Annotated in this window: 24 protein-coding genes and 1 pseudogene; 11 read left to right on the top strand and 14 right to left on the bottom strand. The window is 63.0% G+C overall.

Annotated features, from left to right (window positions below; genetic code table 11):
* Positions 1-27: 27 nt before the first annotated feature.
* Positions 28-2,096: pseudogene (locus CACC_RS02745) on the top strand (M3 family metallopeptidase).
* On the opposite strand, the gene pdxT reads toward CACC_RS02745, so the two are convergent.
* Positions 2,093-2,701: a pyridoxal 5'-phosphate synthase glutaminase subunit PdxT gene (pdxT, locus tag CACC_RS02740; RefSeq protein ID WP_005277297.1), complete on the bottom strand. Its 609-nt coding sequence runs from the start codon at positions 2,699-2,701 to the stop codon at positions 2,093-2,095. The pseudogene CACC_RS02745 and the gene pdxT overlap by 4 nt on opposite strands.
* A 10-nt stretch (positions 2,702-2,711) precedes the next feature.
* Complete coding sequence (pdxS, locus tag CACC_RS02735) at positions 2,712-3,599, bottom strand: pyridoxal 5'-phosphate synthase lyase subunit PdxS (RefSeq protein WP_023025344.1); 888 nt, start codon at positions 3,597-3,599, stop codon at positions 2,712-2,714.
* Positions 3,600-3,680: 81 nt separating this feature from the next.
* On the opposite strand from pdxS, the gene pdxR reads away from it, so the two are divergent.
* Both pdxR and CACC_RS02725 read left to right on the top strand, forming a co-directional pair.
* Positions 3,681-4,997, top strand: a complete 1,317-nt coding sequence (pdxR, locus tag CACC_RS02730) for a MocR-like pyridoxine biosynthesis transcription factor PdxR (protein ID WP_035108355.1) — start codon at positions 3,681-3,683, stop codon at positions 4,995-4,997.
* A gap of 67 nt (positions 4,998-5,064) precedes the next feature.
* Positions 5,065-5,232, top strand: a complete 168-nt coding sequence (locus CACC_RS02725; protein WP_249852963.1) for a hypothetical protein — start codon at positions 5,065-5,067, stop codon at positions 5,230-5,232.
* A 4-nt stretch (positions 5,233-5,236) separates the two neighbouring features.
* Here CACC_RS02725 and CACC_RS02720 read toward each other — a convergent pair whose 3' ends face one another.
* Genes CACC_RS02720 through CACC_RS02710 form a run of 3 tightly spaced genes read right to left on the bottom strand, consistent with a single transcriptional unit; the run spans position 5,237 to position 9,282 of the window.
* On the bottom strand, positions 5,237-6,073 hold the full coding sequence (locus CACC_RS02720) for an SPFH domain-containing protein (RefSeq protein WP_005277292.1): 837 nt from the start codon (positions 6,071-6,073) through the stop codon (positions 5,237-5,239).
* Positions 6,074-6,718 carry a hypothetical protein gene (locus CACC_RS02715; protein WP_005277290.1) on the bottom strand — a complete coding sequence of 215 codons (645 nt, stop codon included), beginning with the start codon at positions 6,716-6,718 and terminating at the stop codon, positions 6,074-6,076.
* Positions 6,718-9,282: a nitric-oxide reductase large subunit gene (locus tag CACC_RS02710; RefSeq protein WP_005277288.1), complete on the bottom strand. Its 2,565-nt coding sequence runs from the start codon at positions 9,280-9,282 to the stop codon at positions 6,718-6,720. Before CACC_RS02710 ends, CACC_RS02715 begins: the two co-directional genes overlap by 1 nt.
* A 221-nt stretch (positions 9,283-9,503) precedes the next feature.
* Here CACC_RS02710 and CACC_RS02705 point away from each other — a divergent pair, with 221 nt between their 5' ends.
* Positions 9,504-9,728 (top strand): hypothetical protein, encoded by a 225-nt coding sequence (locus CACC_RS02705; protein WP_005277286.1) that lies wholly within the window; start codon positions 9,504-9,506, stop codon positions 9,726-9,728.
* Here CACC_RS02705 and CACC_RS02700 read toward each other — a convergent pair.
* From CACC_RS02700 to CACC_RS02690, 3 genes are read right to left on the bottom strand one after another with little or no spacing between them, the layout of a single operon-like run.
* On the bottom strand, positions 9,725-10,336 hold the full coding sequence (locus tag CACC_RS02700; protein ID WP_005277283.1) for an anti-sigma factor: 612 nt from the start codon (positions 10,334-10,336) through the stop codon (positions 9,725-9,727). The genes CACC_RS02705 and CACC_RS02700 overlap by 4 nt on opposite strands.
* The gene (locus tag CACC_RS02695) at positions 10,333-10,941 is read right to left on the bottom strand and encodes a sigma-70 family RNA polymerase sigma factor (protein ID WP_005281476.1); all 609 of its coding nucleotides are present in this window, start codon (positions 10,939-10,941) and stop codon (positions 10,333-10,335) included. The genes CACC_RS02700 and CACC_RS02695 overlap by 4 nt, the downstream gene beginning before the upstream one ends.
* A gap of 9 nt (positions 10,942-10,950) precedes the next feature.
* Positions 10,951-11,160 carry a hypothetical protein gene (locus CACC_RS02690; protein ID WP_005277277.1) on the bottom strand — a complete coding sequence of 70 codons (210 nt, stop codon included), beginning with the start codon at positions 11,158-11,160 and terminating at the stop codon, positions 10,951-10,953.
* Between the two features lie 162 nt (positions 11,161-11,322).
* On the opposite strand from CACC_RS02690, the gene CACC_RS02685 reads away from it, so the two are divergent.
* The 4 genes from CACC_RS02685 to metX all read left to right on the top strand — a co-directional run bounded on the left by CACC_RS02685 (position 11,323) and on the right by metX (position 15,985).
* Entirely contained in the window at positions 11,323-12,891 is a 1,569-nt protein-coding gene (locus tag CACC_RS02685) for a cytochrome c biogenesis protein CcdA (protein WP_005277275.1), read from the top strand.
* A gap of 10 nt (positions 12,892-12,901) precedes the next feature.
* Positions 12,902-13,483, top strand: coding sequence for an MBL fold metallo-hydrolase (locus CACC_RS02680; protein WP_005277272.1), 582 nt, complete (start codon positions 12,902-12,904; stop codon positions 13,481-13,483).
* A gap of 82 nt (positions 13,484-13,565) precedes the next feature.
* Complete coding sequence (locus CACC_RS02675) at positions 13,566-14,882, top strand: O-acetylhomoserine/O-acetylserine sulfhydrylase (protein WP_005277267.1); 1,317 nt, start codon at positions 13,566-13,568, stop codon at positions 14,880-14,882.
* Positions 14,879-15,985 carry a homoserine O-acetyltransferase MetX gene (gene metX / locus CACC_RS02670; protein WP_005277264.1) on the top strand — a complete coding sequence of 369 codons (1,107 nt, stop codon included), beginning with the start codon at positions 14,879-14,881 and terminating at the stop codon, positions 15,983-15,985. Before CACC_RS02675 ends, metX begins: the two co-directional genes overlap by 4 nt.
* Before the next feature lie 227 nt (positions 15,986-16,212).
* Here the strand turns inward: metX and CACC_RS02665 are convergent, their stop codons facing one another.
* From CACC_RS02665 to CACC_RS02655, 3 genes are all read right to left on the bottom strand, one after another.
* Positions 16,213-17,181: an HNH endonuclease signature motif containing protein gene (locus tag CACC_RS02665; protein WP_005277261.1), complete on the bottom strand. Its 969-nt coding sequence runs from the start codon at positions 17,179-17,181 to the stop codon at positions 16,213-16,215.
* A 115-nt stretch (positions 17,182-17,296) separates the two neighbouring features.
* Positions 17,297-17,611 (bottom strand): DUF3017 domain-containing protein, encoded by a 315-nt coding sequence (locus CACC_RS02660; protein WP_005277257.1) that lies wholly within the window; start codon positions 17,609-17,611, stop codon positions 17,297-17,299.
* A complete protein-coding gene (locus CACC_RS02655; RefSeq protein ID WP_023030161.1) occupies positions 17,608-18,456 on the bottom strand; it encodes a bifunctional methylenetetrahydrofolate dehydrogenase/methenyltetrahydrofolate cyclohydrolase in 849 nt (282 codons plus the stop codon). The genes CACC_RS02660 and CACC_RS02655 overlap by 4 nt, the downstream gene beginning before the upstream one ends.
* 23 nt (positions 18,457-18,479) lie before the next feature.
* Here CACC_RS02655 and CACC_RS02650 point away from each other — a divergent pair, with 23 nt between their 5' ends.
* Positions 18,480-18,950, top strand: coding sequence for a tRNA (cytidine(34)-2'-O)-methyltransferase (locus CACC_RS02650; RefSeq protein WP_005277253.1), 471 nt, complete (start codon positions 18,480-18,482; stop codon positions 18,948-18,950).
* On the opposite strand, the gene CACC_RS02645 is transcribed toward CACC_RS02650, so the two are convergent.
* Positions 18,934-20,238, bottom strand: coding sequence for a PH domain-containing protein (locus CACC_RS02645; protein WP_005277251.1), 1,305 nt, complete (start codon positions 20,236-20,238; stop codon positions 18,934-18,936). The two genes, CACC_RS02650 and CACC_RS02645, sit on opposite strands and share 17 nt — an antisense overlap.
* Entirely contained in the window at positions 20,235-20,696 is a 462-nt protein-coding gene (locus CACC_RS02640; protein WP_005277248.1) for a PH domain-containing protein, read from the bottom strand. Before CACC_RS02640 ends, CACC_RS02645 begins: the two co-directional genes overlap by 4 nt.
* 112 nt (positions 20,697-20,808) lie before the next feature.
* On the opposite strand from CACC_RS02640, the gene CACC_RS02635 reads away from it, so the two are divergent.
* Positions 20,809-21,357, top strand: coding sequence for a hypothetical protein (locus CACC_RS02635; RefSeq protein WP_244262130.1), 549 nt, complete (start codon positions 20,809-20,811; stop codon positions 21,355-21,357).
* Positions 21,341-21,568, top strand: a complete 228-nt coding sequence (locus CACC_RS02630) for a helix-turn-helix domain-containing protein (RefSeq protein WP_005277240.1) — start codon at positions 21,341-21,343, stop codon at positions 21,566-21,568. Before CACC_RS02635 ends, CACC_RS02630 begins: the two co-directional genes overlap by 17 nt.
* A gap of 164 nt (positions 21,569-21,732) precedes the next feature.
* On the opposite strand, the gene CACC_RS02625 is transcribed toward CACC_RS02630, so the two are convergent.
* A complete protein-coding gene (locus CACC_RS02625; RefSeq protein WP_005277238.1) occupies positions 21,733-24,852 on the bottom strand; it encodes an error-prone DNA polymerase in 3,120 nt (1,039 codons plus the stop codon).
* Positions 24,853-24,894 lie beyond the last annotated feature (42 nt).

Raw genomic sequence — 24,894 nt, 5'->3', positions numbered from 1 at the left:
TGGAGTAAATGGGTACATTGGTCATTTATGACTAATCCATTACTCCACCCTTCATCATTGCCCTACCAACTCCCGCCATTTGCGGAGATTGAGGTCGAGCACTACCGCCCCGCCTTCGACGAAGCGCTCGCGCTCCACGATGCCGAGCTGCGTGCCATTACTGAAAACTCCGCCGAGCCTACGTGGGAAAATACCGTGGAGGCCCTCGAGAGTTCCGGCCAGGACCTCGACCGCGTGATGTCGGTCTTTGGCAATCTTTCTGGCACGGACGTCACCGATGAGATGGAAGAGATCGCCGCCGATATCTATCCGCGCCTGTCCGCCCACTACGACGCGATGTACCAGGACGAAAAGCTCTATCAGCGCATCAAGGACGCTACCCCGCCCGCCGGCGATGAGGAGGGCGCGCGCCTGCACGAACACCTGCTACGCACCTTTGCGCGCCAGGGAGCGGATCTCGATGCCGCCGGCAAGGCCCGCCTCTCCGATATCAACCAGCGCCTGTCCGCCCTATCGGAGGAATTCGGCCGCAATCTCATGGCCTCCACGCGCGAGCACGCCGTCGAGTTCACGGAGGAAGAGCTCGAGGGCCTGCCGCCGGAACGCATCGCCTCGGCCAAGGCGGATGCCAAGGCCCTAGGCCGCGAAGGCTACGTCATTCCGCTCGAGCTGCCTACCGTGCAATCGGAGCAGTCCCGCCTGGCTCGGGAGGGGGCGCGGAAGAAGCTCTATGCGGCATCGGCAAGCAGGGGCTCCGAGAACAACATTCCAGGGCTTATCGAGGCCGTCCAGCTGCGCGCCGAACGCGCCGAGCTGCTGGGGTATGCTTCCCACGCCGATTACGTCATCGCGGAAGAAACCGCTGGCAGCGCCGACGCCGCGCGCGACATGCTCGCAGATCTCGCCCCCGCGGCCGCGGCCAATGCCGCCGGCGAGCACAAGCTGCTAGCCGAGGAAGCCACGCTCAACGAGCAAGACTTCCACGCCGCCGACTGGCCCTACTGGGAATCCAAGGTCCGCGCCCGCGATTTCTCACTCGACGAGGAGGAACTGCGCCAGTACTTCCCCCTGGACAAGGTCCTTACCCAGGGCGTATTCGCCGCCGCCGAGCGCCTATACGGCATTACCGTTGCCCCGCGCGAGGACCTGGAGGGCTATGCCGAGGGCGTGCGCGTGTGGGAGGTGCTCGACAAGGGTGTCGAGCACGGAGAAAATGACGAACACGAAGATAACGTCGAGCACGGTGATAAGGGAATCGGCCTGCTGCTCACGGATTACTTCGGCCGCCCCACCAAGCGCGGTGGCGCGTGGATGAGCCAGTTCGTGGGCCAGTCAGGCCTGCTGGAGCGCAAGCCGGTCATCGTCAACGTGCTGGGCATTACCAAGCCCGCCGATGGTTCCCAGCCCTGCTGAGCCTGGACGAGGTACACACCCTCTTCCACGAATTCGGCCACGCCTTGCACGGGCTGCTTTCCGATGTCCACTACCCCACCTTCGCCGGCACCAACGTCCCGCGCGACTGGGTGGAATTCCCCTCGCAGATCAATGAGAACTGGGCGCTGGATAAGTCGCTGGTCAAGCAGTACGCGCGCCACGTCGATACCGGCGAACCGATCCCCGATGAGCTGCTCGATGCCGTGACCGCCGCCTCCGAATTCGGCCAAGGCTTTGCCACCTCGGAGTACTTGGCGGCCTCCATTATCGATTTGGCGTGGCATTCGCTCAGCGCCAAGGACGCCGCTGCACTAGAGGCCACCCCGGAGGCCGTGGACGCATTCGAGGAGGAGGCCCTGCGCGCAGTGGGGCTGGATAACCCGCACATCGCCCCGCGCTACCGCTCAACGTACTTCAACCACATCTTCGCCGGCGGCTACTCCGCGGGCTACTACTCCTACCTGTGGGCGGAGGCGCTCGATGCCGATGGCTTTGAGTGGTTCAAGGAACAAAGCGATCTGCGCGCCGCAGGACAAAAGTTCCGGGACCTCATCCTCTCCCGCGGCGCCTCCCGCGATTTCGGCGCGGCCTACCGCGACTTCCGCGGGCGCGATAAGGACGTCGCGCCGCTGCTCAAGCGCCGCGGCCTCTCCGGCGCCTAGCGGATACTGTCCAGCCAGGCGGCGTGCACGCGCGCCTCATCGTTTTCTTCCGGGTGAAAGCTCAAAGCGGTGACGGCGCCGTGGCGCACGCCCACGACCGCCTCCTCCGCGCCGTCGCGCGGCACGGTCGCGATGACCTCCACGCCTTCACCGACGCGGGTGACCAGCGGGGCGCGGATGAAGCTCGCCTCGATGGGCAGCGTTTCTTCCCCGACCACGACCGGCACGGTGCGCTCGGCGGAAAAACGCTGGTTGCCAAAGGCATTGCGCCGCACGGTGATGTCGAGCAGCCCCAGGGTCTGCTGGCCCGGCGAGGGGTTATCCAGATCGCGGGCGCAATAAATCAACCCGGCGCAGGTAGCGAGCACGGGAAGGCCCGCGGCTACAGCCGCCCGCAGTGGATCGGCCACGCCGAAGGTGCGGGCGAGCTTGTCGATGACACTCGACTCCCCGCCCGGAATCACCAGCCCATCCAGGCCTTCAAGGTCGCGCGGCACGCGCACCCGGCGCGTGTCCGCCCCCAGGCCTTCGAGGATGCGCAGGTGCTCTTCCACGCCTCCCTGCAGCGCGAGCACCCCGATCGTGGCGCTAGCTTCTTGTGGCATGACCACGCGATTACCAGCCGCGCTCGGCCAGGCGGTGCGGTGCCGGCACATCGCCGACATTGATGCCGACCATGGCCTCACCCAGGCCGCGGGAGAGCTTGGCGAGCTCGGCGGGGTCATCGTAAAGCGTGGCGGCCTTCACGATGGCCTCCGCGCGCGCTGCCGGGTTACCGGATTTGAAGATGCCGGAGCCCACGAAGACGCCTTCGGCGCCCATCTGGCGGACGAGGGCGGCATCGGCAGGCGTAGCTACGCCGCCGGCAACGAAGAGGACGACCGGCAGCTTGCCGGTCTCCGCAACCTCCGCAACCAGGTCATACGGTGCCTGGAGTTCCTTGGCGGCGACGTACAGCTCGTCGCGGTCGAGGTGCTGCAGGCGGGCGATTTCCGCACGAATGGTGCGCAGGTGCTTGACGGCCTCGGAGACATCGCCAGTGCCGGCCTCGCCCTTGGATCGAATCATGGCCGCACCCTCGGTGATGCGGCGCAGGGCCTCGCCCAAGTTGGTCGCGCCGCACACGAACGGCACGTCGAAGTCCCACTTATTGATGTGGTTGACGTAATCGGCTGGGCTGAGCACCTCGGACTCATCGATGAAGTCCACGCCAAGCTCGCCCAGAATCTGTGCCTCGACGAAGTGGCCGATGCGCGCCTTCGCCATCACGGGGATGGATACGGCGTCGACGATGCCCTCGATAAGCTCCGGATCGGACATGCGGGCCACGCCGCCCTGGGCGCGGATATCGGCAGGCACGCGCTCAAGTGCCATGACGGCGCTCGCGCCCGCATCCTCGGCGATGCGCGCCTGTTCCGGGGTCACGACGTCCATGATGACGCCGCCCTTGAGCATGTCAGCTAGTCCACGTTTCACGCGCGTGGTCGCAATGTTTTCGGTCATGCGCTCTATACTGCCCTGCTCAAGTGGTACAAGTAAAGAACCATTTCCCGCGTGTTGGGTTGTACCACTTATACTGTGTTCATGCCCCTGCGCCTCGACCCCGCCGATACGCGCGCCCTGCCGGTACAAATCGCCGCCGTCGTGCGTGCCGATGTCACCTCCGGCGCCCTGCTGCCCGGCGAGCCCGTCCCCTCCACCCGCGCGCTGGCCACCCAGCTCGGTGTCTCCCGCGGCAGCGTCGTTACCGCATATGAGCAGCTCACAGCCGAGGGCTATCTCAGCGCCCAGGTTGGATCCGGCACCGTCATCAATCCCCGCCTGCCCCACAGCCCGCCGCCACGCCCCGAGCCCGCGCCGCAGCCCACTCCCGCGCCCAACCTGCTGGAACTGACGCCCGGTCTGCCCGATACCGCCGGCATCATCACCCCCGAATGGCGCGCCGCCTGGCGCGATGCCGCCGCCCAGCCGCTTTCCGATGCCCCTCCACTCCCCCACCACATCGCCAACCACCTGCGCTACATGCGCGGGCTCCGGGTCGATCCGCGCCGCATCGTCGTTACCGCCGGTGCCCGCGATGGCCTCGCTTTAGTGCTGCGTACGCTCGGTACCGCGCTGCGCGTCGGCGTCGAATCACCCGGTTACCCCAGCCTGCGGCGCGTTCCGCAAGCGCTTGGCCATGAGTTGGTAAACGTGCCCACCGATGCCGATGGCGTTACCGTGCCCGATACCGACCTTGACGCGCTGATCGTGACCCCAAGCCACCAGTATCCGTATGGCGCGTCGCTGCCGGCCGAACGCCGCGCCGAACTCGTGGCCTGGGCCCGCCAGAACGGCGCTTTACTCATCGAGGATGACTTCGATTCCGAGCTGCGCTACGTGGGTCAGCCGCTGCCCGCGCTCGCTGCGCTCGCCCCAGAGCGCACCGTGTTGCTCGGTACCTTTTCCACCGTGATTTCGCCGTCCATCGCCTGTGGCTATGTGGTGGTCCCGGATGGACTGCGCGGGGGCATCGACAAGCAGCGCGATATCTTTGGCCAGCCGGTCGGTACCATCCCGCAGGCCGCGCTCGCCCATTACCTGGCCAGCGGGGCGCTGCGGCGCCACACCGGCCGCATGCGCCGGACCTATAAGCGCCGCCGCGACCTCGTGGCCGATGCCCTGGGCTCTCTCCCCGCCGCGCGCCTACTGCCCATCAATGGCGGTCTACATGCGGTTTTGCTGTGCGACCCGGCCATCGTCCCGCGTGCCGCCGCCCGCAGCATCAAGCTGACCCCGCTGCGCGAATACTGGGGCGGCGTGGACGCCGAAGACGGCGTCGTTTTAGGTTTTGGTCATTTAAGCGATGACGACCTGCGCCACAGCCTGAGCGCGGTCGCCGCCGCGCAACGCGAATGTTAGCCTGAATTTAAATGCCCTCGCACAGAAAGACGTAAGAATGACGCTTGGCCCGCTCGAACTTCTGCTCATGCTCATCCCGCTAGCTATCTACATCGGACTTATAGCCGGTGTCATTTATTTAATCGTGCAGGTCGCGCGTAATTCCAATGATATTAAGCAGAATTCGCAGGCCATCGCGCAGCTTCGAGAGGCACAGAAAAACGGCCCCTCCGCTGAGCAGGGGCCGCATTCTTAAATACCTAGTCCGCAGGCTTTTCCGTATTTACCGCCTGCGAGAAGCTCTCGCTGAATTCCTTAAATCCCTTATTAAAGGTGCCCAGGTTTTCCATGAACCCACCCATGATGTCTATGGGCAGCGGGAAGACGATGGTGGAGTTTTGGTCCGCGCCGAGCTCCAGCACCGTTTGTAGGTAGCGCAGCTGCAGCGCCGCCGGGGCCTTGCCCAGCTCCTCGGCTGCCTCGCGCAGCTCGCGGGAAGACTGCAGCTCACCGTGGGCCGAAATGACCTTGGCGCGGCGCTCGCGCTCCGCCTCAGCCTCGCGCGCTAGGGCGCGCTGCATCATCTCTGGGATCTCTACGTCCTTGATTTCCACGATGCGGGTGAGCACTCCCCACCGTTCGGTTTGGCCGTTGATGATCGCCGCTAGGTCCTCGTTGAGCTCCTCGCGGTGGGCCAGCAAATCATCGAGGCTTGCCCGCCCCAAAAGCGAACGCAGGGTGGTCTGCGCAATCTGCGAGGTGGCCACGGCGTAGTTTTCTACCTCGAGGACCGCCTTGCTCGAATCGGTGACCTCGAACATGACCACCGCATTCACGCGCACGGACACGTTGTCCTTAGTGATGATTTCCTGCGGCGGAATCGTCAGCGTCACCACGCGCAAATCCACGCGCTCCAGCTTATCGATGCCCGGCAGCAAGAAATGCAGCCCCGGCTCCAGCATCGGCCGCAGGTGGCCAAAGCGGAAGGTCACGCCCCGCTCATACTGCTTAATCACCTTGAGCGAGTAGGACAAAAACACCCCGATGAGAGCGATAATGATGCCGATGACGATCGGCCAGAATACGGGAGCGGACACTTAGACTTCCCCTTCCAGTTCTTGACGCACCGAGCGATAGCGCGTGGATTTTCCGTACTTCGAACCATAGCGATCGACCTGCGCGGCCAATTCCGCCTCGCGGTTATCCATCTCCGGCACCACAAGCTGCGGCGCGTTCGAGGGCGTATTCCACAGGTGGCGGGCCAGCGGGTACACGCCGAATCCGGTAATGATGAGCACCGTGGCCAGCGTCAACGCCACCTCCGATGGCGAATGGTGGCTAATTAGCGAGGCCAGCGGCAGCAGGTAGCCCATCGCCGCCACTGCCAGCGCGATGCCGCGGTGGAAGCGCCCCGAATCCGAGTGCGGCCACGGGTCCAACTGACGCGTGACCTCTCGGCCGTGGTGCGAGACCGTGCACTGTTGCTTGACCGGGCAGGTATTGCACACGGTCGGGTTCGCACGGTAGCGCATGACGCGGTTTTCCGGGTCGAAGCTGGAGGGCCAGAGCCAGTGATCTTCGGGGCATCGCCAAGCATCGTGGTCTTCCAAGTACCGGAACGTGCCGGATTGGTTGGACATGGTGCGGTTGGCGGTTTGTTGCGCGAGCAGGTCGAATACCCAGGCCACTGCGAGCAGGAAGAGCCCGTAGCACGCGGATAATACGGTAAATGCACCCGGCATTAGTCGTCCTTCTTATCCGAGCGGTAGGTACCGCCCCACTTGGTGCGCGATTCAAATTCCTGGCGCGGCGCGGTGGCGGAATCGCCGCGCTCGGCGTCGGGATCTTCCTCCTCAACGAAGGCACCGCGCTCATCGATGTACCCGTAGCGCCGGCCCGTGGAGCTGCGCTTGTCGACGCGCCCCTTGCCGCCCGAAACCAGCCCCACCGAGGAACCCACGGGGACCTCGCCCGCGTGGTCGTCCTCGTCCGGGGTGATGATGCTAAACAGCGGGTTGGTTGGGTGCTCCTCCACCGTTGGGATCTCCTTCTTGTAGAGCACGCCACGCAGCGCCATCCAGAGGAAGGGCAGGACGCCGAGGAGGAACATGACATCGCCAGGCAGGCGCAGCCATTCCATGATGAAGTTGCCGGGCTGGGTAATATAGCCCAGCGACCGCGCTTCCACGTAGCCCGATCCGACGGATTCGTAGAGCTGCATGATGCCCAGCGGCAGGAGCGAAATGACCACCATCCACAACAGGCCCAGGTTTTGCAGCCAGAAAGCCCAGCCCATGGCCTTATCGGACCACTTATCCTTGGGGATGAGGTAGCGCAGCGCAAAGACCGACAGACCCACGGCCAGGAAGCCGTAGACGCCCATCATCGCTCCGTGGGCGTGGTTTGCGGTAAGCGCCGTGCCGATTTCGTAGTAGGAGACGATGGGCAGGTTGACGAGGAAGCCGAAGATACCCGCGCCCAAGAAGTTCCAGAAACCGACGGAGACCAGGAACATGACTGCCCAGCGGTGCGGGAAGGGGCGCTCGCCCGAGGCGCGTTGGCGGGAGCCCAGCTGCATGAAGGTCCATGCCTCAACGGTCAACAGGGTCAGCGGCACGACCTCGGCGGCCGAGAAGAATGCGCCCAGGGCCATGTGCTCGACCGGGGTGCCCGAGAAGTACAGGTGGTGCATCGTGCCCAGCACGCCACCGGTGGAATAGAGGATGACGTCCAAGAAGATGATGCCCAGGGCAATCTTTTCGCGGACCACGCCGAGCAGGACGAAGACGTAGGCCACCATGACGGTGGTAAATAGCTCGAGGAAGTCTTCCACCCACAGGTGAACCACCCAGAAGCGCCAGAACTCTGCGACGGAGATGTGGGTTTCCGATCCCGCCAAGTTGCCCACCGCGTAGAACGCTGGGATGGCCAGGCCGGCGAAGAAGAAGAGCCACGGCATATTGGACTTGTGCTCGTTTTTCAGGCGGCCGCGCAGCTGTCGGTAGATAATGCCAATCCACACGAACATGCCGATGGTAAGCAGTACCTGGAAGAAGCGCGGCAGGTCCAGGTATTCCCATTGCTGGGAAAATAGCGTGCCCTCTTCGATGTAGCCCATGGTAGAAAGCCATTCAAAGGCCATGGAGCCAAAGACCACGACCGCGATGGCGCCGAGCAGGAACCATACGAGCCAATCCTGCTTCTTCGGTTCCTTCTTGCCCACGAACGAGGCCAGGAAGATGCCGGCCGCCAAGAGCCCGCCGGCGGTCCACAGGAGGGAAAGCTGCACGTGCCAGGTGCGCGAGACGTTATACGGCAGGATTTCTTGCAGCGGGATGCCAAAGAAGCCGGTTAGTTCCGTGCGGTAGTGCTGGCTGGCCGCACCCAGCAGCGCCTGGATCAAGAACAGCAACGCAATGACCAGGACGAACCAAGCCACCACCTTCTGCGACTTGGTCAGCCCAACCTCGCCCGGCTGCTTAAAGTCCAGGTTCGGCGCTTCTTCCGAATGCCAACCGATGGACTTGGACCACCGGCCGTAAATCGCAAAGATCAGGCCGGTACCGCCGATGAGCGCGATGAGCGAGAGCACCGACCACACCACAAGGTCCGCGGTCGGGCCGTTATCCACGCGCGATTCCGCCGGCCAGTTATTGGTATAGGAATAGTCGTGGCCCGGACGCTCTGCCGCCGAAGCCCACGCGGTCCAACCGAAGAAACCTACGAGGTTATTGATGTCTTGCTCATCGGTAATAAAGTCCGACGGCAAGCCACTGTTGTGGGAATCGGGGCCAAAGTACTGGGCGTAGTAGTCCTTATTGGCCTCGAACGCCGAAATCTGGTTATCGGTCCACTCCAGCACGCCCGTTTCTTCGTCATAGCGGTTGGTGCGGAATTCTTCTACCACGGCCTCTTCGGGAGTGGCGGAGGAATCAACGAAATCGGGGATACCGTTCGCGTCGTTTTCCTCGCGGGCATGGTCGAGGGCGCGGCGCAGGTACTCCGCCGTATAGTCAGGGCCCAGGTAGGCACCGTGCCCCAGCACGGAACCGTATTGCTGCAGGCCGCGGGCCTGGTACAGCGCCTGGCCGTTTGTGATTTCGTCCTTGGTGAGGACCGTTTCGCCCGTGGATTCGGAGACAATCTTTTCCGGCAACGGCATGGATGCGTCATAGGTGCGGTACGCCAAAAATCCCATGACCAAAAAGCCAAAGATCATGACGAGGGCGATGCCCTGCACCCACACGTTGCTCACCTTGAGGACCGGTTTCTTCCGGTCCTCAACCCCAGTCGTGGTGGTGGCCATAAAGTGTCCTTTTCACAGTTGTAGAGAGTTCGACATACATCATTATGAACGGACAAAGCGGTGTTAAATAGTCGAACGGAAGACCCCTACCCCCATTCACCCTCATCGGCCGGCCCTCACGCGGGCACTGTTGGGAAAATCGGTGCACCATATAGCCGGGTTCCGCCCCCAAAATTCCCACCCAGCTTGTTTACCCCCGGTTTTTCCGTAACAATTAATGCATGACATTCGCAGAGCACACCAAGCGCAATTGGCTCATCACTTTTTTCGCTGCGATTTTCCTCGCCGCCATCGTCTGCATGATTTTCTTAAACGATCCGCACCGCACAATGGTGATCGCGATGGTTTTCATCGCATCATCACTCCTGCTCTTCGGCGCGATCCTCGGAATCTGGTACCTGTTTCAGCGCAAGCCAGAAAAGGAATCCGCAAGCGAGGATCGCTAGCTCAGGCGCACCTCGACGAGCGTGCGCCCCGTAGGTTCCGCACTGCCTGCGGCGGGCTCCTCCGTCACCATGACCTTGACGGCATTACTCTCAAAGGGCATCCACACACCGTCGTGCGGGTCTTGGCCGATGACGCCGGCCGAGGTCATCGTTTTATCCTCGGAAATCGCCCACACCTGCGCGCCCATGCCTTCCTTCAGCTCGGGCTGGCCATCGACCATCGCGCCGGATTTACCCATCGAGGCCGAGGACACGATATCCAACCGCGCGCCTGAGGCATCGGCCTTTCCTTGAATCAGGTCGTCGGCCTCCATGATGTGGTGCATGGACTCCTTACCAGGCGATTCTGCCACCACGGTATTGTCCTCACCAGCGTCTTCTCCATCCTGGTGGGGAATCCACAACACCACACCGGCAATCAAAACGGCCGCGGCCGCGGGGACCGCAACAAAAGCCCGCCAGCGCCGGCGCGGCAGCTCCACCACCTCGGCCTCCGCATCGAGGGAGGAAAACACCTTGTCCTTCATCTCGGGCGGCGGATCGATCTCAGGAAGGGAATCGAGGAAATCATCAAACTCCGCTTCAGAAAACTCGTGAGTGTTGCTCATTTCCCCTCCTTCCCGAGTATAAGTTTTAGTTTCTGCACACCATCGCGCACGCGCGTCTTCGCCGTACCAATCGGTACATTTGTTGATTCTGCCAATTCGGCGCGGGTTAATCCAGCAAAGAATGCAAGCATCACGGCCGTGCGGTGCGGCTCGCCAATCTCGTCGACGGCCGCGCGCAAACGCTGCGATTCCACATTGCTGAGGGCTTCATCTTCGATGTCTAGGTGAAAGGCGGCATCGGCAAGCGCGGCTTCGCGGTCATCCCGCTCCACGCTGGCAACATGGCTGCGCAGCTTATCGACGGCCCGCCCATGCGCAATCCGCCCCGCCCACGAACGCGCCGTCCCCTTCTCCGGATCGAAGTGCACGGCCTTAGTCCACACCTCAACAAAGACGTCCTGGGCCACTTCCTCCGCCAACGCCTGATTGCGCAGAACGTGCAGGCAGACGCTGTAAATGGTCGGCGCGAGGGCGTCGTAGAACTGGCTGAAGGCACGCTTATCCCCCGCGGCGGACGCCGTCAAGAGGCGGTTTAATCGCGCGTGGTCGTCGGGAGTGAGCGTAGACACAGGGTGTGAGTTTACCTCCAGCAGTCGGGCGGGCATAACGGCGAATTAGTGCGCCATCTCAGACGACGGCGCCATCATCTCGTCGCTTTTCATGGAGTCCTTGTCCATGCTGTCCGATTCAGGCGCCATCATCTCGGACGACGGGGTCATCATCTCAGACGAGGTCTCCCCAGACTTCGAGTCCTCGTTATTGCAGGCAGCCAGGCTACCGGCGGCGATAGCAAGGGCAGCTGCGGCGGAAATGATCTTCTTCATGAGGGTTCTCCTTGTAGTCGCGGGCCGGCTTTTCCGGCCCTCTATCCACCCATTCGGAGCGGTAAGCGTAAACGGATTGGAAAACTTTCCAGCAATCCATTCTCGCCCCGACTCCGAATTGGTTGATATATCACTGCACCGACATTTCGGAGGACACAACGAATGCTAGAGACACTGTTTATCGGGTTTACCGGTGGCCTCATCACGGGAATTTCCCCGTGTATCCTGCCGGTTCTACCCCTCGTCGTCGCGGTCAGCGGCGGCTCGCGCCGGCGGCCTTGGCAGGTAGTAGGTGGGCTGGTCACTAGCTTCACCCTCGTGACGCTTTTCGCCACTACGGTTCTCAACGCCCTGCATCTGCCCGCCGACATCGTGTGGAAGGTGGGCGTCGTCTTACTCATCCTCGTGGGCCTCGGCATGATTTTCCCCAAGGTGCAAGAAATACTCGAATGGCCCTTCCAGAAACTGCCACACGCCGGCGGGCTGCAAGCCAAGGCGCGCGATAAGGGAGGATTCGCCGTGGGCCTGGCCATGGGCGTCATCTTCGTCCCCTGCGCCGGGCCGGTCCTCGCGACGATTTCCGTCGCCGGGGCTACCGGCCAGATCGACGCCCATATCCTTGTGCTCTGCCTGTCCTTCGCGGCTGGCGTCGCCATCCCTCTTCTTGCCTTCGCCCTTGGCGGCAACGAGGCCGGCAAACGCGTTGACGCTTTCCGACGCCACCAACGCCCCCTCCGCATCACCGCCGGCATCTTGGTCATCGCCATGGCGATTGCCATTGCCGCAGGCGTGCCGACGTGGCTGCAAAAGAAGCTGCCGAGTGTGGAGTGGAAGGGGGAGACATCGGCAAGCGCGGAGGGCACCCCCGTACCCGAGTTCCAGGGCCTGACCGGGTGGTTTAATACCGACGAGCCCGTAGATCCCCGCACAAATGGGAAGGTAACGCTCATCGACTTCTGGGCCTATGCCTGCATCAACTGCCAGCGCAACAACGAGCACATCACCAAAATCTACGACCACTACAAGGACTTTGGACTCGAGGTCGTGGGAATCCACGCGCCCGAGTACGCCTTCGAGCGCGAGGCCGCCAACGTCCGCAAGGCCGCCAAGGAGCAAGGCATCAATTATCCGGTCGCCCAAGATAACGACTTCGCCACGTGGAAGGCATTCGACAACCACTACTGGCCGGCGCACTACTTGGTAGACAGCAACGGTACTGTGCGCGAAACCCACCACGGCGAGGGCGATTACGCCGCCACCGAGCGCCACATTCGTGAGCTTTTGCCCGAGCGCGACCCCGGCGTTGCGCTACCCGAGCCGTTGGAAGGAAGCGATTACACAGGGGCCTCGGAGCGCAATCCGGAAACCTACCTGGGCACGGATCGGGCTCGTTATTTCGACAACAACGGTTACCGCCCCGGAACCCACGATTTTGAGCTCGGCGAGCCGAAACCGGGCCAGTATTCGCTGGGTGGGACGTGGACGCTGGAGGACCAGCCCATTACTGCGGGCGACAACGCCCGGCTTCGCCTGAACTATCACGCCGCATGGGTACAGTTGGTGGTCTCCGGGAAAGGCACCGTTACCCTGCACCGCGGAAACGGCGATACCGAGGAATTCCCCATCCACGAGGATGGCACGATTGACCTGGTCAAGGGAGAGGAAATGTCGGAGACCATCGAGCTCGAGGTCAGCGAAGGACTAAAGCTTTACTCGTTTACCTTCGGTTAAGCTGGGGCGTATGGAATTTAGTCTGCTTGGCCACGCCTGCGTCGCCGTCGAGGCACCAGGCGGGCGCATCCTTATCGATCCCGGAACAATGACGCCGACTATCCCCGATGCCGATGCGGTGCTCATTACCCACGCGCATGCGGATCACCTGGATCCGGACCGGCTTCCCGATGCCCCGCTCTGGGGCCCTGCCGAGGTCTGCGAGAAGCTGGGGCGCGGCACCGCGGTCTCACCCGGCGAGACCATCACCGTCGCGGGGCAGGACATCGAGGTGCTCGGCGGGCGGCACGCGCTGATTCATCCGAATATTCCGCGGCCGGTCAACGTGGGCTACTACTTGGGCGGCCTGCTCCACCCGGGCGATCAGTACATCGATCACCCGGCCGACGTGTTGCTCCTGCCCATCGCTGGACCCTGGGTGAAGGCCGCTGAGGCCGCCGATTATGCCCAGCGCGTCGGTGCCGCGGTCACGGTTCCCATCCATGACGCCGTGCTTTCCGATGTCGGCCGCACCGCCTTCGACACCATGCTCACCAAAGCCGGAGTACAGGGCTATAAGCGGCTAAATCCAGGCGAGAAATTTACCGCTTAGTCTATTTTTATTCTCTGACTACCCTGCGGTTTCGCAGCGGGGTGCTGTACGTTACATACCGCTTGGTCTAGTCTTGCGTGGCATGACGACGAAATACGATAACTCCAACGCAGACTGGTCCTTCGCCACCCGCTCCGTTCATGCAGGCCAAAACCTCGACGGTGCGCACAACTCCCGCAACGTGCCGATTTACCAAACCACCTCGTACGTCTTTAATGACGCCGAGCACGCGGCGAACCGCTTTAACCTCTCCGATGCAGGCCCCATCTACACCCGCCTGACCAACCCAACGCAGGATGCGCTGGAAGAGCGCCTGGCCTCCCTTGAAGGCGGCGTGGCCGCCGTAGCCTTTGCCTCCGGCCAGGCCGCAGAGACTGCGGCCATTTTCAACCTCGCCTCGGCAGGCGATCACATCGTTACCTCCCCGCGCCTCTACGGCGGCACCTCCACGCTTTTTACCGTCACACTCAAGCGGCTTGGCATCGACGTCACCCTCGTAGAAAACCCGGACGATCCCCAATCCTGGCAGGACGCCGTGCAGCCCAATACCAAGGCCTTTTACGGCGAGACCTTTGGCAACCCGGTAGCCGATGTCCTCGACATCCCAGCCATCGCCGAGGTCGCCCACACTAACCAGGTCCCGCTCATCGTGGATAACACCATCGCCACCGCGGCGCTGGCCCGCCCGCTCGACTTGGGCGCGGACATCGTCGTGGTGTCGACCACGAAGTTCTACACCGGCAACGGTTCTGCCGTGGGCGGCGCGATTATCGATGGCGGCTCCTTCGACTGGACCGTCGAGCGCGACGGCAAGCCAGTATTCCCCTACTTCGTCACCCCGGACGAGGCCTACCACGGCCTAAAATACGCCGATCTTGGCGCCCCCGCCTTCGCGCTTAAGGCCCGCGCCGGCCTGCTACGCGATACCGGCGCCGCCATTTCCCCGTTCAATGCATGGCTGACGCTTAACGGCATTGAGACGGTAGGGCTGCGCATCGACAAGCACAATGCCAACGCCCAGGCCGTGGCCGAGTACCTGGAAGGCCACGCCAAGGTGACAAAGGTCAACTACGCCGGCCTGGATTCCTCGCCGTATAAGAAGGTCAAGGAGAAGCTGGGCTATTCCTACACCGGCTCTGTGCTGTCCTTCGATATTGACGGCGGGCGCGAGGAAGCATGGGCGTTTATCGATGCCCTGAAACTCCACTCCAACCTCGCCAATATCGGCGATACCCGCTCGCTGGCGGTTCACCCGGCGACCACCACGCACTCGCAGTCCGATGATGCCGCCCTGGCCGCGGCGGGTATTGCGCAGTCCACCATCCGATTGTCCGTGGGCATTGAAGATATCGACGACATCATTGCTGACCTCGAACTGGGATTTAACGCACTGGCATGAGCTGTATAAGTATCGGCAATTTTCGCACCGAAGCAGGCGCCACGCTTTCCGATGCCCACATCGCCTACCACCGCTTCGGCCATTTCCTCGGCGATCCGCACGGCGGGAATAACGTCATCCTGGTGGAACACGCGCTGACCGGCAATGCTGATGTTGCCGAGTGGTGGTGCGATCTCATTGGCCCAGGCAAGGCGCTCGATACGACGAAGTGGTGCGTTATCGCCATGAACGCACTCGGTGGCTGCAATGGCTCCACCGGCCCCTCCTCCCCGCATGCGGATGGCCGCCGTTGGGGATCGCGCTTTCCGGCGCTATCTATTCGCGATTTGGTAGCCGCAGAGAAAAAGGCGCTGGAAGAGCTCGGGATAACGCGCGTGCATGCGATCATCGGCGGTTCCATGGGTGGCGCGCGCACCTTGGAATGGACGCTGATGTATCCCGAGGCTGTCGATGCCGCGTGCGTTATTGCCGTCTCCGCGCGCGCCTCCGCGTGGCAGATTGGTATCCAGTCGGCGCAGATTTCCGCGATTGAACGCGATCCCTTCTGGCACGGCGGCGACTATTATTCCTCCTCTCAGCGCCCCCGCGAGGGCCTGGCGGCAGCGCGGCGCATCGCGCACTTGACGTATCGCGGCGAGCAGGAAATCGATGAGCGCTTTGGTGTTCAGGCCCAAACCGGCGAAGAGCCGCTGGGGCCTTACCGCCGCCACGACCAGCGCTTCGCCGTGAATTCCTACCTTGATTATCAGGGCTCGAAGCTAGCGGATCACTTCGATGCCGGCTCCTATGTCACGCTTACCGAGGCCCTCAACCGCCACGACATCGGCCGCGGCCGCGGCGGCCTGAACCGCGCGCTCGGTTCTTCACAGGTGCCGACCATGGTCGTGGGCGTCGACACGGACATCCTTTATCCGTATCACCAGCAGGAACACCTCTCGCGCAACCTGGGCAACCTGCTAGCCATGGCGAAGGTAGTCTCACCCGTTGGCCACGATGCATTCCTCACGGAATCGCGCCAGATGGACCGCATCCTGCGCAACTTCCTCACCCTGTCCCAACCGCACCCGCTGGACGTGGACAGCACCATCGACTACGCCATCTAGCCATCCCCACCTGCGCACGGACACTCGGCCCCAGACACAACTTCTTGCGGTTGCCGAGTGGTCAGGCGGGGCTGAGATGAGCAGCGCGCAGGTGGCCATCGAGCTGGCATACCCTGACGCATGGCTTGTCGTCGCGGGGTCCGCGCGACGTGCTGGGTGGCAAGGAAATTTATACAAGGATCGCCGAAGCGGCGCAGCATTTACTGCGCTGGCTTCGGCGATGTTCTTTATCGGGCCCAGAGCGGGCGCCACACGATGCCTTCGTGCGGGCGGCGCTCCAGGCGCCCACGACGGGGCGGGGCATTGGGGTCATCGTCGTTGACGGCATTGTGATACTTGCAGGCGATGGTCAGGTTCTCAGCATTGATCTCGCCGCCGAGCAGCCACGGTTGCAGGTGGTGAACCTGGCATTCATCGGCAGGGATATGGCAATCAGGCCACGGGCACACAGGATTTTCCGCCATCGCCATCTGTCGCTGCTTCCAGGTGGCCAGACGGCGCGTGTGGTACAGGTTCACGGGGCCGGTGACGGGGTGGATGAGGGTGATGAGGCCGGCATCGGCAAGCGCGCGCTCCGCTAGCTGCGCACCGGTGATGGTGGCGCCGTTGGTCAGCTGCAGGGTGACCTCGTCCTCGCCGTGGGTGACCTTCACCATGTCATCCAGGGTCAGGACCACGTTGGTGGTGATGGTGGAGGTAGCCGCGCCCTCTGCAAAGACCCGGCGCGCATCGTCCACGGTGGAGACGTGGTTATTAATCTCGGCCACCAAGTCCGATTCCGCGGTGATGGTCAGCGTCCACAGGTCATCGGTGCGGCGGGTGAGCCGGACGCCCTCCGCGCGCTTCTGGGTGCGTTCCTCCTTGACGCGGCGGCGGGCGCGCTTTTCTATCTCGCTGGTAGAAACGTTGAGTCGGCACAGCTCCTCGCGCAGGGCCCACGCCGCGCGCTGGGTCTTCAGCTTCTGCGCGTGCACCTCAATGATTTTCAGCGCATCGAGCGGGAGCGCGGTGGTGCGGGCGGCGCGCTGCTTGGCGCTAAACGATGTCCTGCCAAAGTACGTATCCGCCAAGCGCGCGAATTCCGCGGCCTCTTTATCGCTGAAACCGCGGTCTATCAATTCGGCTTCGGATAGCCCGGCGCACTCCCCGATGAGCGCCATCGGGGAGTTGATTGCTGCGAGGTAATCCGAAATCATGGCCCCGAGCCTAAACCGCGGGTAGCGGCGGGCGCGAGGCCAAGTGTGCTGCGGCTGTGGATAACCACGCGACACGCCGCAGATTGGTGATACTGAAACAATCACCTGTGGATAACTAACTGCCCAGCGCGTCCACGGAGTAGGCGAGAAAGGCCATCAGCGCGCCGATGACGCCGGTAAACGTGGCATCGAAGCGGCGCGAGCGCACCGCCAGCACGCCGACGCGGCTCGAATCGCACGTCAGGCGCACCACCGTCAGCCACAGCAGCGCAAGCCCGAGCAAGAAGGTAGCCCTGCGCCAATACTCGAAAATGGCGTAGCCGCCGGACAAGGCTACCCCGGCGATGAAGAGCCCGATGGCCACCCACTGCGCGGAGGCAGGCAGCGGGGACGGTGTCAGGTGCGCGTCGTGGGGATTGTCTAAATTCACGCCAGTTTTTCCGCGCGCTCAACGATGTTGCGTACCAAGAAGGCGCGCGTGAGCGGTCCGACGCCGCCTGGGTTGGGCGAGACGTACCCGGCCTTATCCCAGCAGTCGGGGGCGATATCGCCGGTGAGCTTGCCGTCGACGCGGGACACGCCGACATCGAGAAGCGCGGCGCCTTCCTTAATCATGTCCGCGGTGAGCATGTGCGGCTGGCCGGCAGCGGCGATGACGATATCGGCTTCACGGGTCTCGGCGGCGAGGTCCTTCGTGCCGGTGTGGCACAGGGTAACGGTGGAGTTCTCGCTGCGGCGGGTCAGCATCAGGCCAATGGGGCGACCAACGGTCACGCCGCGGCCGATGACGACGGTCTTGGCACCGTTCAGCTCCACGCCGAAGCGGCGCAGCAGGTGCAGGCAGCCATTCGGGGTGCACGGCAGCGGGGCTTCCTCGTTAAGCACGAGCTTGCCCAGATTGACCGGGTGGAGGCCATCGGCGTCTTTTTCGGGATCGATGCGCTCGAGAATGGCGTTTTCATCCAGGTGCTTGGGCAACGGGAGCTGGACGATGTAGCCGGTGCAGGCGTCATCGGCATTGAGCTCATCGATGACCGCCTCGAGCTCCTCCTGCGAAATATCCGCCGGCAGGTCCTTGCGGATGGAATTAATACCCAACTTTTCGCAATCGCGGTGCTTCATCTTTACATAGGACTGGGAGCCTGGGTCCTCGCCCACCAGAACGGTGGCCAGGCCAGGGGTTATCCCCTTGTCTTTCAGGGCGGCCACGCGCTCGGCGAGGTCCGCAAAAATCTCGTCACGGTACAAGGTGCCATCTAGTTTGGTAGCGCTCATAGCCCCCATCCTAGACTGAAGGCATGAGCCAGCTGCACATCGTCTTTGATAATCCCGTCATTCCCACCAATACCGGCAATGCCATTCGCACCGCTGCGGTAACGGGCGCGAGCCTGCACCTGATTGAGCCGCTGGGGTTTAACTTTGACGATAAGCACCTAAAGCGCGCCGGGTTGGACTATCACGACCTGGCAGATGTGCAGATTCATAAGGATTTCGACGCGTGCATGGAGGCGCTGCCCGGCGCGCGCGTTTTCGCGTTTACCACGCATACGGATAAGTGGTTTACAGACGTGGAGTACCAGGACGGCGACGTTCTGCTCTTCGGCACGGAGCCGACCGGTCTGCCGGATGAGCATGTCAACCATCCGCGCATCACCGATCAGGTGCGCATTCCGATGGTCCCGGCCAGGCGCTCGATGAACCTCTCCAACTCCGCATCAACCGCGGTCTTTGAGGCCTGGCGTCAGCTGGGGTTTAAGGGAGCGGTGTAAGTTCTGGCAGGTCGCGGGAGCGCAGGCGGTTAAGCAGCGCGTGGGCATCGACAAGCGCGAGGTTGCGCGCCGCCATCTTCACGGGCCCCTGTACGAGATCGAGCTCCACCGTGGCTAGGCCGAATAGCTGGGAAATCGGGCCGCGGCGCAGGGTGAGTTCCTGGATGTGGCGCAGCTCGATGGCTTGGACGCGGCGGTTGAAGCGGCCGGCGCGCACGATGACGTAGTCGCCGGCCAGCGCGACGGTTTGCTGCCGGTAATCGATGGGCGAGACCCATTTGGCTCGCGCGGGCGAGGCGTAGGTCGGGGCGGCATCGGCGGGCAGGAATTGCCGGGCTTGCTCGCGCTTGCCGACGGGCACGATCCGCGTCGACCCCGATCCCTCGCCGCTGGCCGTGCCACCGTAGCCGGCGACCGACACGCGCGTTTCGTACCAGCCGAAGGGCCGCCACAGGAACGGCTGGGTGACCTGGACGGCGTGGATGCGCTCGAGGCGGATGTTTTGGCGGCGGCGATCGGCTAGGCCGTAGGTGATATTGAGCACGCCATCATCAAGGCTGGCGGTATAGCGCCACGAGGAGTCAATCACGTTCCAGGCGCGCGGGACGGTGGCTAAAAGGATGGGCAGCGTGATGGTCAGGGACATCGGCGTGACCACGAGGAAGACGAGGGCCGCAAGGAGGACGATCGTGGACGCGTGCAAGGCGGCTGCGGCCAGGGAACGCGCGATGGGGATTTCGGGGATGAGGACGTTGTCCTCTTCCTCGGCCGGCTGTTCTTCAGCCGGTTCCTCGGCGTGCGGCTCGCCGTGGACGCGGGAGAGGATTTCGGCGCGCAGGGCCTCGGCATCGCGCTTTTTCAGGTAGGCGATTTCGATGGCGGACGACTGCCCGCCGGCCGTTTCCACGCGCACTGCCGCGAGCCGGAAGAGCCGGGCGATAACGGGCTCGACGACGTCAACCGCCTGCGTGCGGTCATAGCGCGCCGTGCGCTGCTGCTTCGAAATAACCCCGCGGCGCAAGGTGAGTTCCTCCTCGCCCAGCCGGTAGCCCATCTGGCGCCACCACACGCCGGATACGAGCCAAACCACCGCGCATACTGCAATGAATCCGGCTAGGGCGAGGCCGATATCGCGCAGGTCCGCGGCGCTGTGTTCGCCGGTAACGAAGGCAAAGATTCCGCGCAGTGCCTCCATATTGACGTTTAAGGCAAAAGCCGCGATGACGGCCAGGATGACCGACCACAGCTGCAGCAGCGGGGTCAAGCGGTGGACGCGGTGGTAACTCATAGCCCGCTCATCCGTTCGCGGGCGTGGTGGGTAAGGCGGGTGCGGAGGGCATCGGCAAGCGGGGCGTCCAAGCCCTTCACCGTGGCGTCCGTGGTTGCGGAGGCGGTGTGCAGCTGCAGTTCCTTGAGCCCGAAGGCGCGCTCGAGGGGGCCGGCGGACACGTCCACGAACTGGATGCGGCCGTAGGGCACAACGGTGAAAGAATGCCACAGCTTGCCGCGCGTAATGAGCAGCTCATCGTCGGTTTCGCACCAGCCCATGCGGCGCACCTGGGCCGGAATGAGCCAGAGCAGCCAGAAAAAGAGGACGGCGAAGAGCCCCGCCGCCCAGTAGAACCACGGGGTCCACCAGTACCCTGCCGCTGCGGCCGCCGTGGCGGAAATAACCGTCCAGCCCAAGTGACGGATATAGCGCACCTTCACCAAACGCGGCGAGACGGGGTTCATTTCTTCGCTCATAGCTACTGACTGTAGCAATCGGACTCGCGCGCTTATGCAACTTATCGTTATTCAATATTATCGAATTACGACAACATCGAAAGTCGATAAGGAATCGACGGAAAGGATTGTCATGACCACCCCGCAACCCACCTCCCAAACTGAGCGCCGCGAAATTACCGCGGCGGCCACCCTCTGCCTGTTCACCATTATCATCCTCGGCCCCACCTACCTGCGCGACCTTGTCACCGGACGCTTTTCCACCGCACTGAGCGCGGCCGTCCCGGAAGGCCTAAGCAAGCACAACCTCGACGGCGGGCCATTCTGGATGCTCACTGCGGGGCTCGTCGTCAAGATTGCAGGAATCTTGATTATCGCGTTCTTTGCCTACCGCTTGGTCAAACCAATGCTTCGTGGGCAGGTTTTCAATACGAAAAACATCCGCTTTCTTAACGGAATGACCATCGGAATCCTTGTCTGGTTTATCGGACGCTTCCCACTCGAAGGTATGGGCAATAACTGGGCTTCCTCGCAGCTCGACATTGACTGGTGGGCCAACCAGAGCGGATCCTCACTAGGCGAGCTTGCACTGCCCTACCTTTTTGTCTGCACCCTCCAGCTCTTCTCAGTTGCCATCAAGCGCGGCAGTAAGCTCGAAGAGGAGGTTGAAGGCCTTGTCTGAGGAGCAAGAACCCCAGGTGATCTGCCACCTCGACCGGATAATGGAGGAGCGCGGTATTACCGGAGCGGCGCTCGCCAAAGAGGTGGGCATCACCCCAGTTAACCTGTCCGTCCTGAAGAATAATCGCGCCAAGGCCGTGCGCTTTAACACCCTTGCGGCACTGTGTGCGGCGCTGGACTGCCAGCCGGGCGATATTTTCGAAGTGGAATAGAAAACCTTGTCAGAGTGTTGGGTTTATGCAGAACTTTGACCTATGTCCACGGAAATCTATAGGAAGAACTCCTAATGGATAACTAACTCACCGCAGGCGCTTAGTACTAGCCGGCGATGTTTTCTCGGCCTAGCCACCGCTTTTGGGCTTCGATGCGGAGAAAACTAACGGAAATCGCGGGAGCCGCGCGAGAGGAAATCGCCAAAATCCAGCGGCTCGAGCTTGTCTGCAACCACGCTTACCGCGCCGGTGGCATTTTGCACGATGCCGCGGATGATAAGGGCGCGGGCGGTACGGGCGAGCACCTTCTGCCGGGACCACAGCCCGGGCGAGACCATCACATTCATCAGGCCGGTCTCGTCCTCCACGCCCAAAAAGGTCAGGCCGGAGGCGGTGCGCGGGCGCTGGCGGTGCGTAATGATGCCGGCGATGCGCACGCGGGTGCCATCGGGGACGTGGGGAAGGTGGGAGGAAGGCAGGACATCGCCAAGCGCGGCCCTAACTAACTCCATAGGCTGCTTATCGTGGGTGACGCCGGTGGCGGCGACATCGGTAGCCATCAGCTCGAAGGCCGACATGCCGGGCAGGTGCGGCGAGGCGAGCGCAGAGGTACCGGGCAACATGCCCTCGCGCTCGGTGGCGGCGACGCCAGCCTGCCAAAGCGCTTGGCGACGCTCCAACCCCAAGCACTCCAGCGCCCCCGCCGTGGCCAGCGCCTCCACCTGCTCCACGCTGAGATCCGCCCGGCGCGACAGATCGGAGACGCTGCTAAAGGGCGCGGCGGCCTCCACGCGCTCGGCGGCCTTATCCCCCAGCCCCTTGATGAGGTTGAGGCCCAACCGGATCTCGCCGGTGGGCAGCGCCCTGGCCTGCGCGCCGGAGTCGTTGATGCTCAGCGGCAGCACGCGCACGCCGTGGCGCCGGGCGTCCTGAATGAGCGACTGCGGCGAATAAAAGCCCATGGGCTGCGCGCGCAACAAGCCCACGCAGAACTCCGCCGGGTAGTGGTGCTTGAACCACGCGGAAAAATACACCAGCGAGGCGAATGACTGCGAGTGCGATTCCGGGAAACCGTAGGCGGCAAAGGCGGTGATCTTGGCCCAGAGCTTCTCCGCGACCTCGCCGTCGATGCCGTTGGTGGCGCGCAGGCCCTCGAAAAAGCGGCTGCGCAGCGCGGCCATCTTGGCCGGCGAGCGCTTCGAACCCATGGCGCGGCGCAGGTCATCGGCCTCGGCGCCGGTAAAACCGGCGGCATCCACCGCAATCTGCATCAGCTGCTCTTGGAAAAGCGGGATGCCCAGGGTCTTGCCCAGCGATTTCTCCAGCACCGGGTGGTCATAGGTCACGGGCTCGAGGCCATCGCGCCGGCGCAGGTAGGGGTGCACGGAACCGCCCTGGATGGGGCCGGGGCGGATGAGAGCGACCTCCACCACGAGGTCGAAGAAGCAGCGCGGTTTGAGCCGCGGCAGCGTGGCCAACTGCGCGCGGGACTCCACCTGGAAGACGCCGACGGCATCGGCGCGGCAGAGCATGTCGTAGACCGCGGGCTCGGCTAAGTCGAGCTCCCACAGGCGCACCTCACGGCCGGTGGTGGCGCGCACGGCATCGATCATGTGGTGCAGCGCCTCCAGCATGCCGAGGCCAAGCAGATCGAATTTCACCAGCCCGGCGGCGGCGCAATCGTCCTTATCCCACTGCAGCACGGAGCGGCCTTCCATGCGGGCCCATTCCATCGGCACCACGTCCGCGATTGGCCGGTCGCATAAGACCATGCCGCCGGAGTGGATGCCGAGGTGGCGCGGCTGGTCGAGGAATTGCTCGGCGAGTAAGGAGACATCGGCAGGCAGCTCGGCTATGCCCTTCGACCACGCATCGGCCGAGCCCTGCGGGTAGCCCAGCGCGCGGGCGGCGTCGCGGGTAGCACCCTTGCGGCGGTAGGTAATGACGTTAGCCACCTGTGCGGCGCGGTCGCGGCCGTGGGTGCGATAGACGTATTGGATGACCTCCTCGCGCCGGCCGGATTCGATGTCGATGTCGATATCGGGCGGGCCATCGCGATCCGGCGACAGGAAGCGCTCGAAGAGCAGCTGCGCGGAAATGGGCTCGGCGTTGGTAATGCCCAGCGCGAAGCAGACGGCGGAATTGGCTGCCGAGCCGCGCCCCTGGCACAGGATATTTTCCTGGCGGCAAAAATCCACCAGGTCGCAGACGATGAGGAAGTAGCCCGGAAAGCCCAGCTGCTTGATGATGCCCAGCTCGTGCCGCATCTGCTTTTTCGCCCTGGCCTGTATTTCGGGCGGGCGCGAGGCGTAGCGCTTTTTACCGCGCCGCCACACCTCGTGTTCGAGCCAGCTCATCTCGGTGTGCCCCTCTGGGACGACAAAGTCCGGCAGGTTGGGCGCAAGGGCACCCCAGGTAAAGGAGCACTCGCGGGCAAGGTGCACGGTTTCGGCGATAAGCTCGGGCCGGCCGGGAAGCAACTGGGCCATCTGCTCGCCGGAGCGCATCCAGCCTGCGCCCATCGGGTGGGCATCCGGTGCGGCTTCCTCTAAGGATTGACGGTGCGCCAAGGCGCGTTTAGCGGCGGCGAGCCTTACCTGGTCGCGCGTTGCTGCCGCAGGTCGAGCGGTTGCGATGGCGCGGAGATTATTGTACTTATCCAGAAAACCGTGGTGATCCGCATCTTCGGGAGACATTGTGCACGCATATTCGAGAACTATGCTGTCTATTTTTATTCTTTCGAGAACGTGATCGATTTTTTGTATAGCCTCCCACCCCAGCAGGAAAAAGCACTCTTCCTCCAGCTCGCGCGCCACGGCGTCTAGGGGCGGGTACGCGACACTCCCCTTCTCCCCGGCATCCATCCGTGCACGGGCGATAAGGCGCGAGAGGCGGCGATAGCCTTCCGGCGTGCGCGCCAGCACGGTCACTGGGGCCTCCGCAAGGGAAAGCTCCGCGCCATACATGGCCGGAAGTCCGGCCTTAGCTGCGGCTTCCGCGAATTTCATCAGGCCGTAGAAGCCATCCCGATCCACAACGGCCAACCCCTCGAGGCCAAGCTCTAGGGCGCGGGCGACCAGTTCTTCCGGCTCGGCGGCACCGTCGAGAAAGCTATAAGAGCTTACCGCGTGCAGCTCCGCAAAGGGCACGGCGGAGTGCCAACGCTGGACAGACTCATCGCCGCCACCGAGGTGATGTACGGCGACGGGCGCGGCAGTGTCCTTGCCAGATAGTATCCTTTCTAAACGCGACCACGGCAGCGCCTTTCCACCATTAAATTTCACCCTTCACAGAGTAATGTCGAATTAGTGTTCTATACAACCCGG

The sequence above is a fragment of the Corynebacterium accolens genome (assembly GCF_023520795.1).
GTDB lineage: Bacteria > Actinomycetota > Actinomycetes > Mycobacteriales > Mycobacteriaceae > Corynebacterium > Corynebacterium accolens.
The sequence above is the reverse complement of the archived record's forward strand: the minus strand, read 5'-3'. Positions and strand labels throughout refer to the sequence as shown.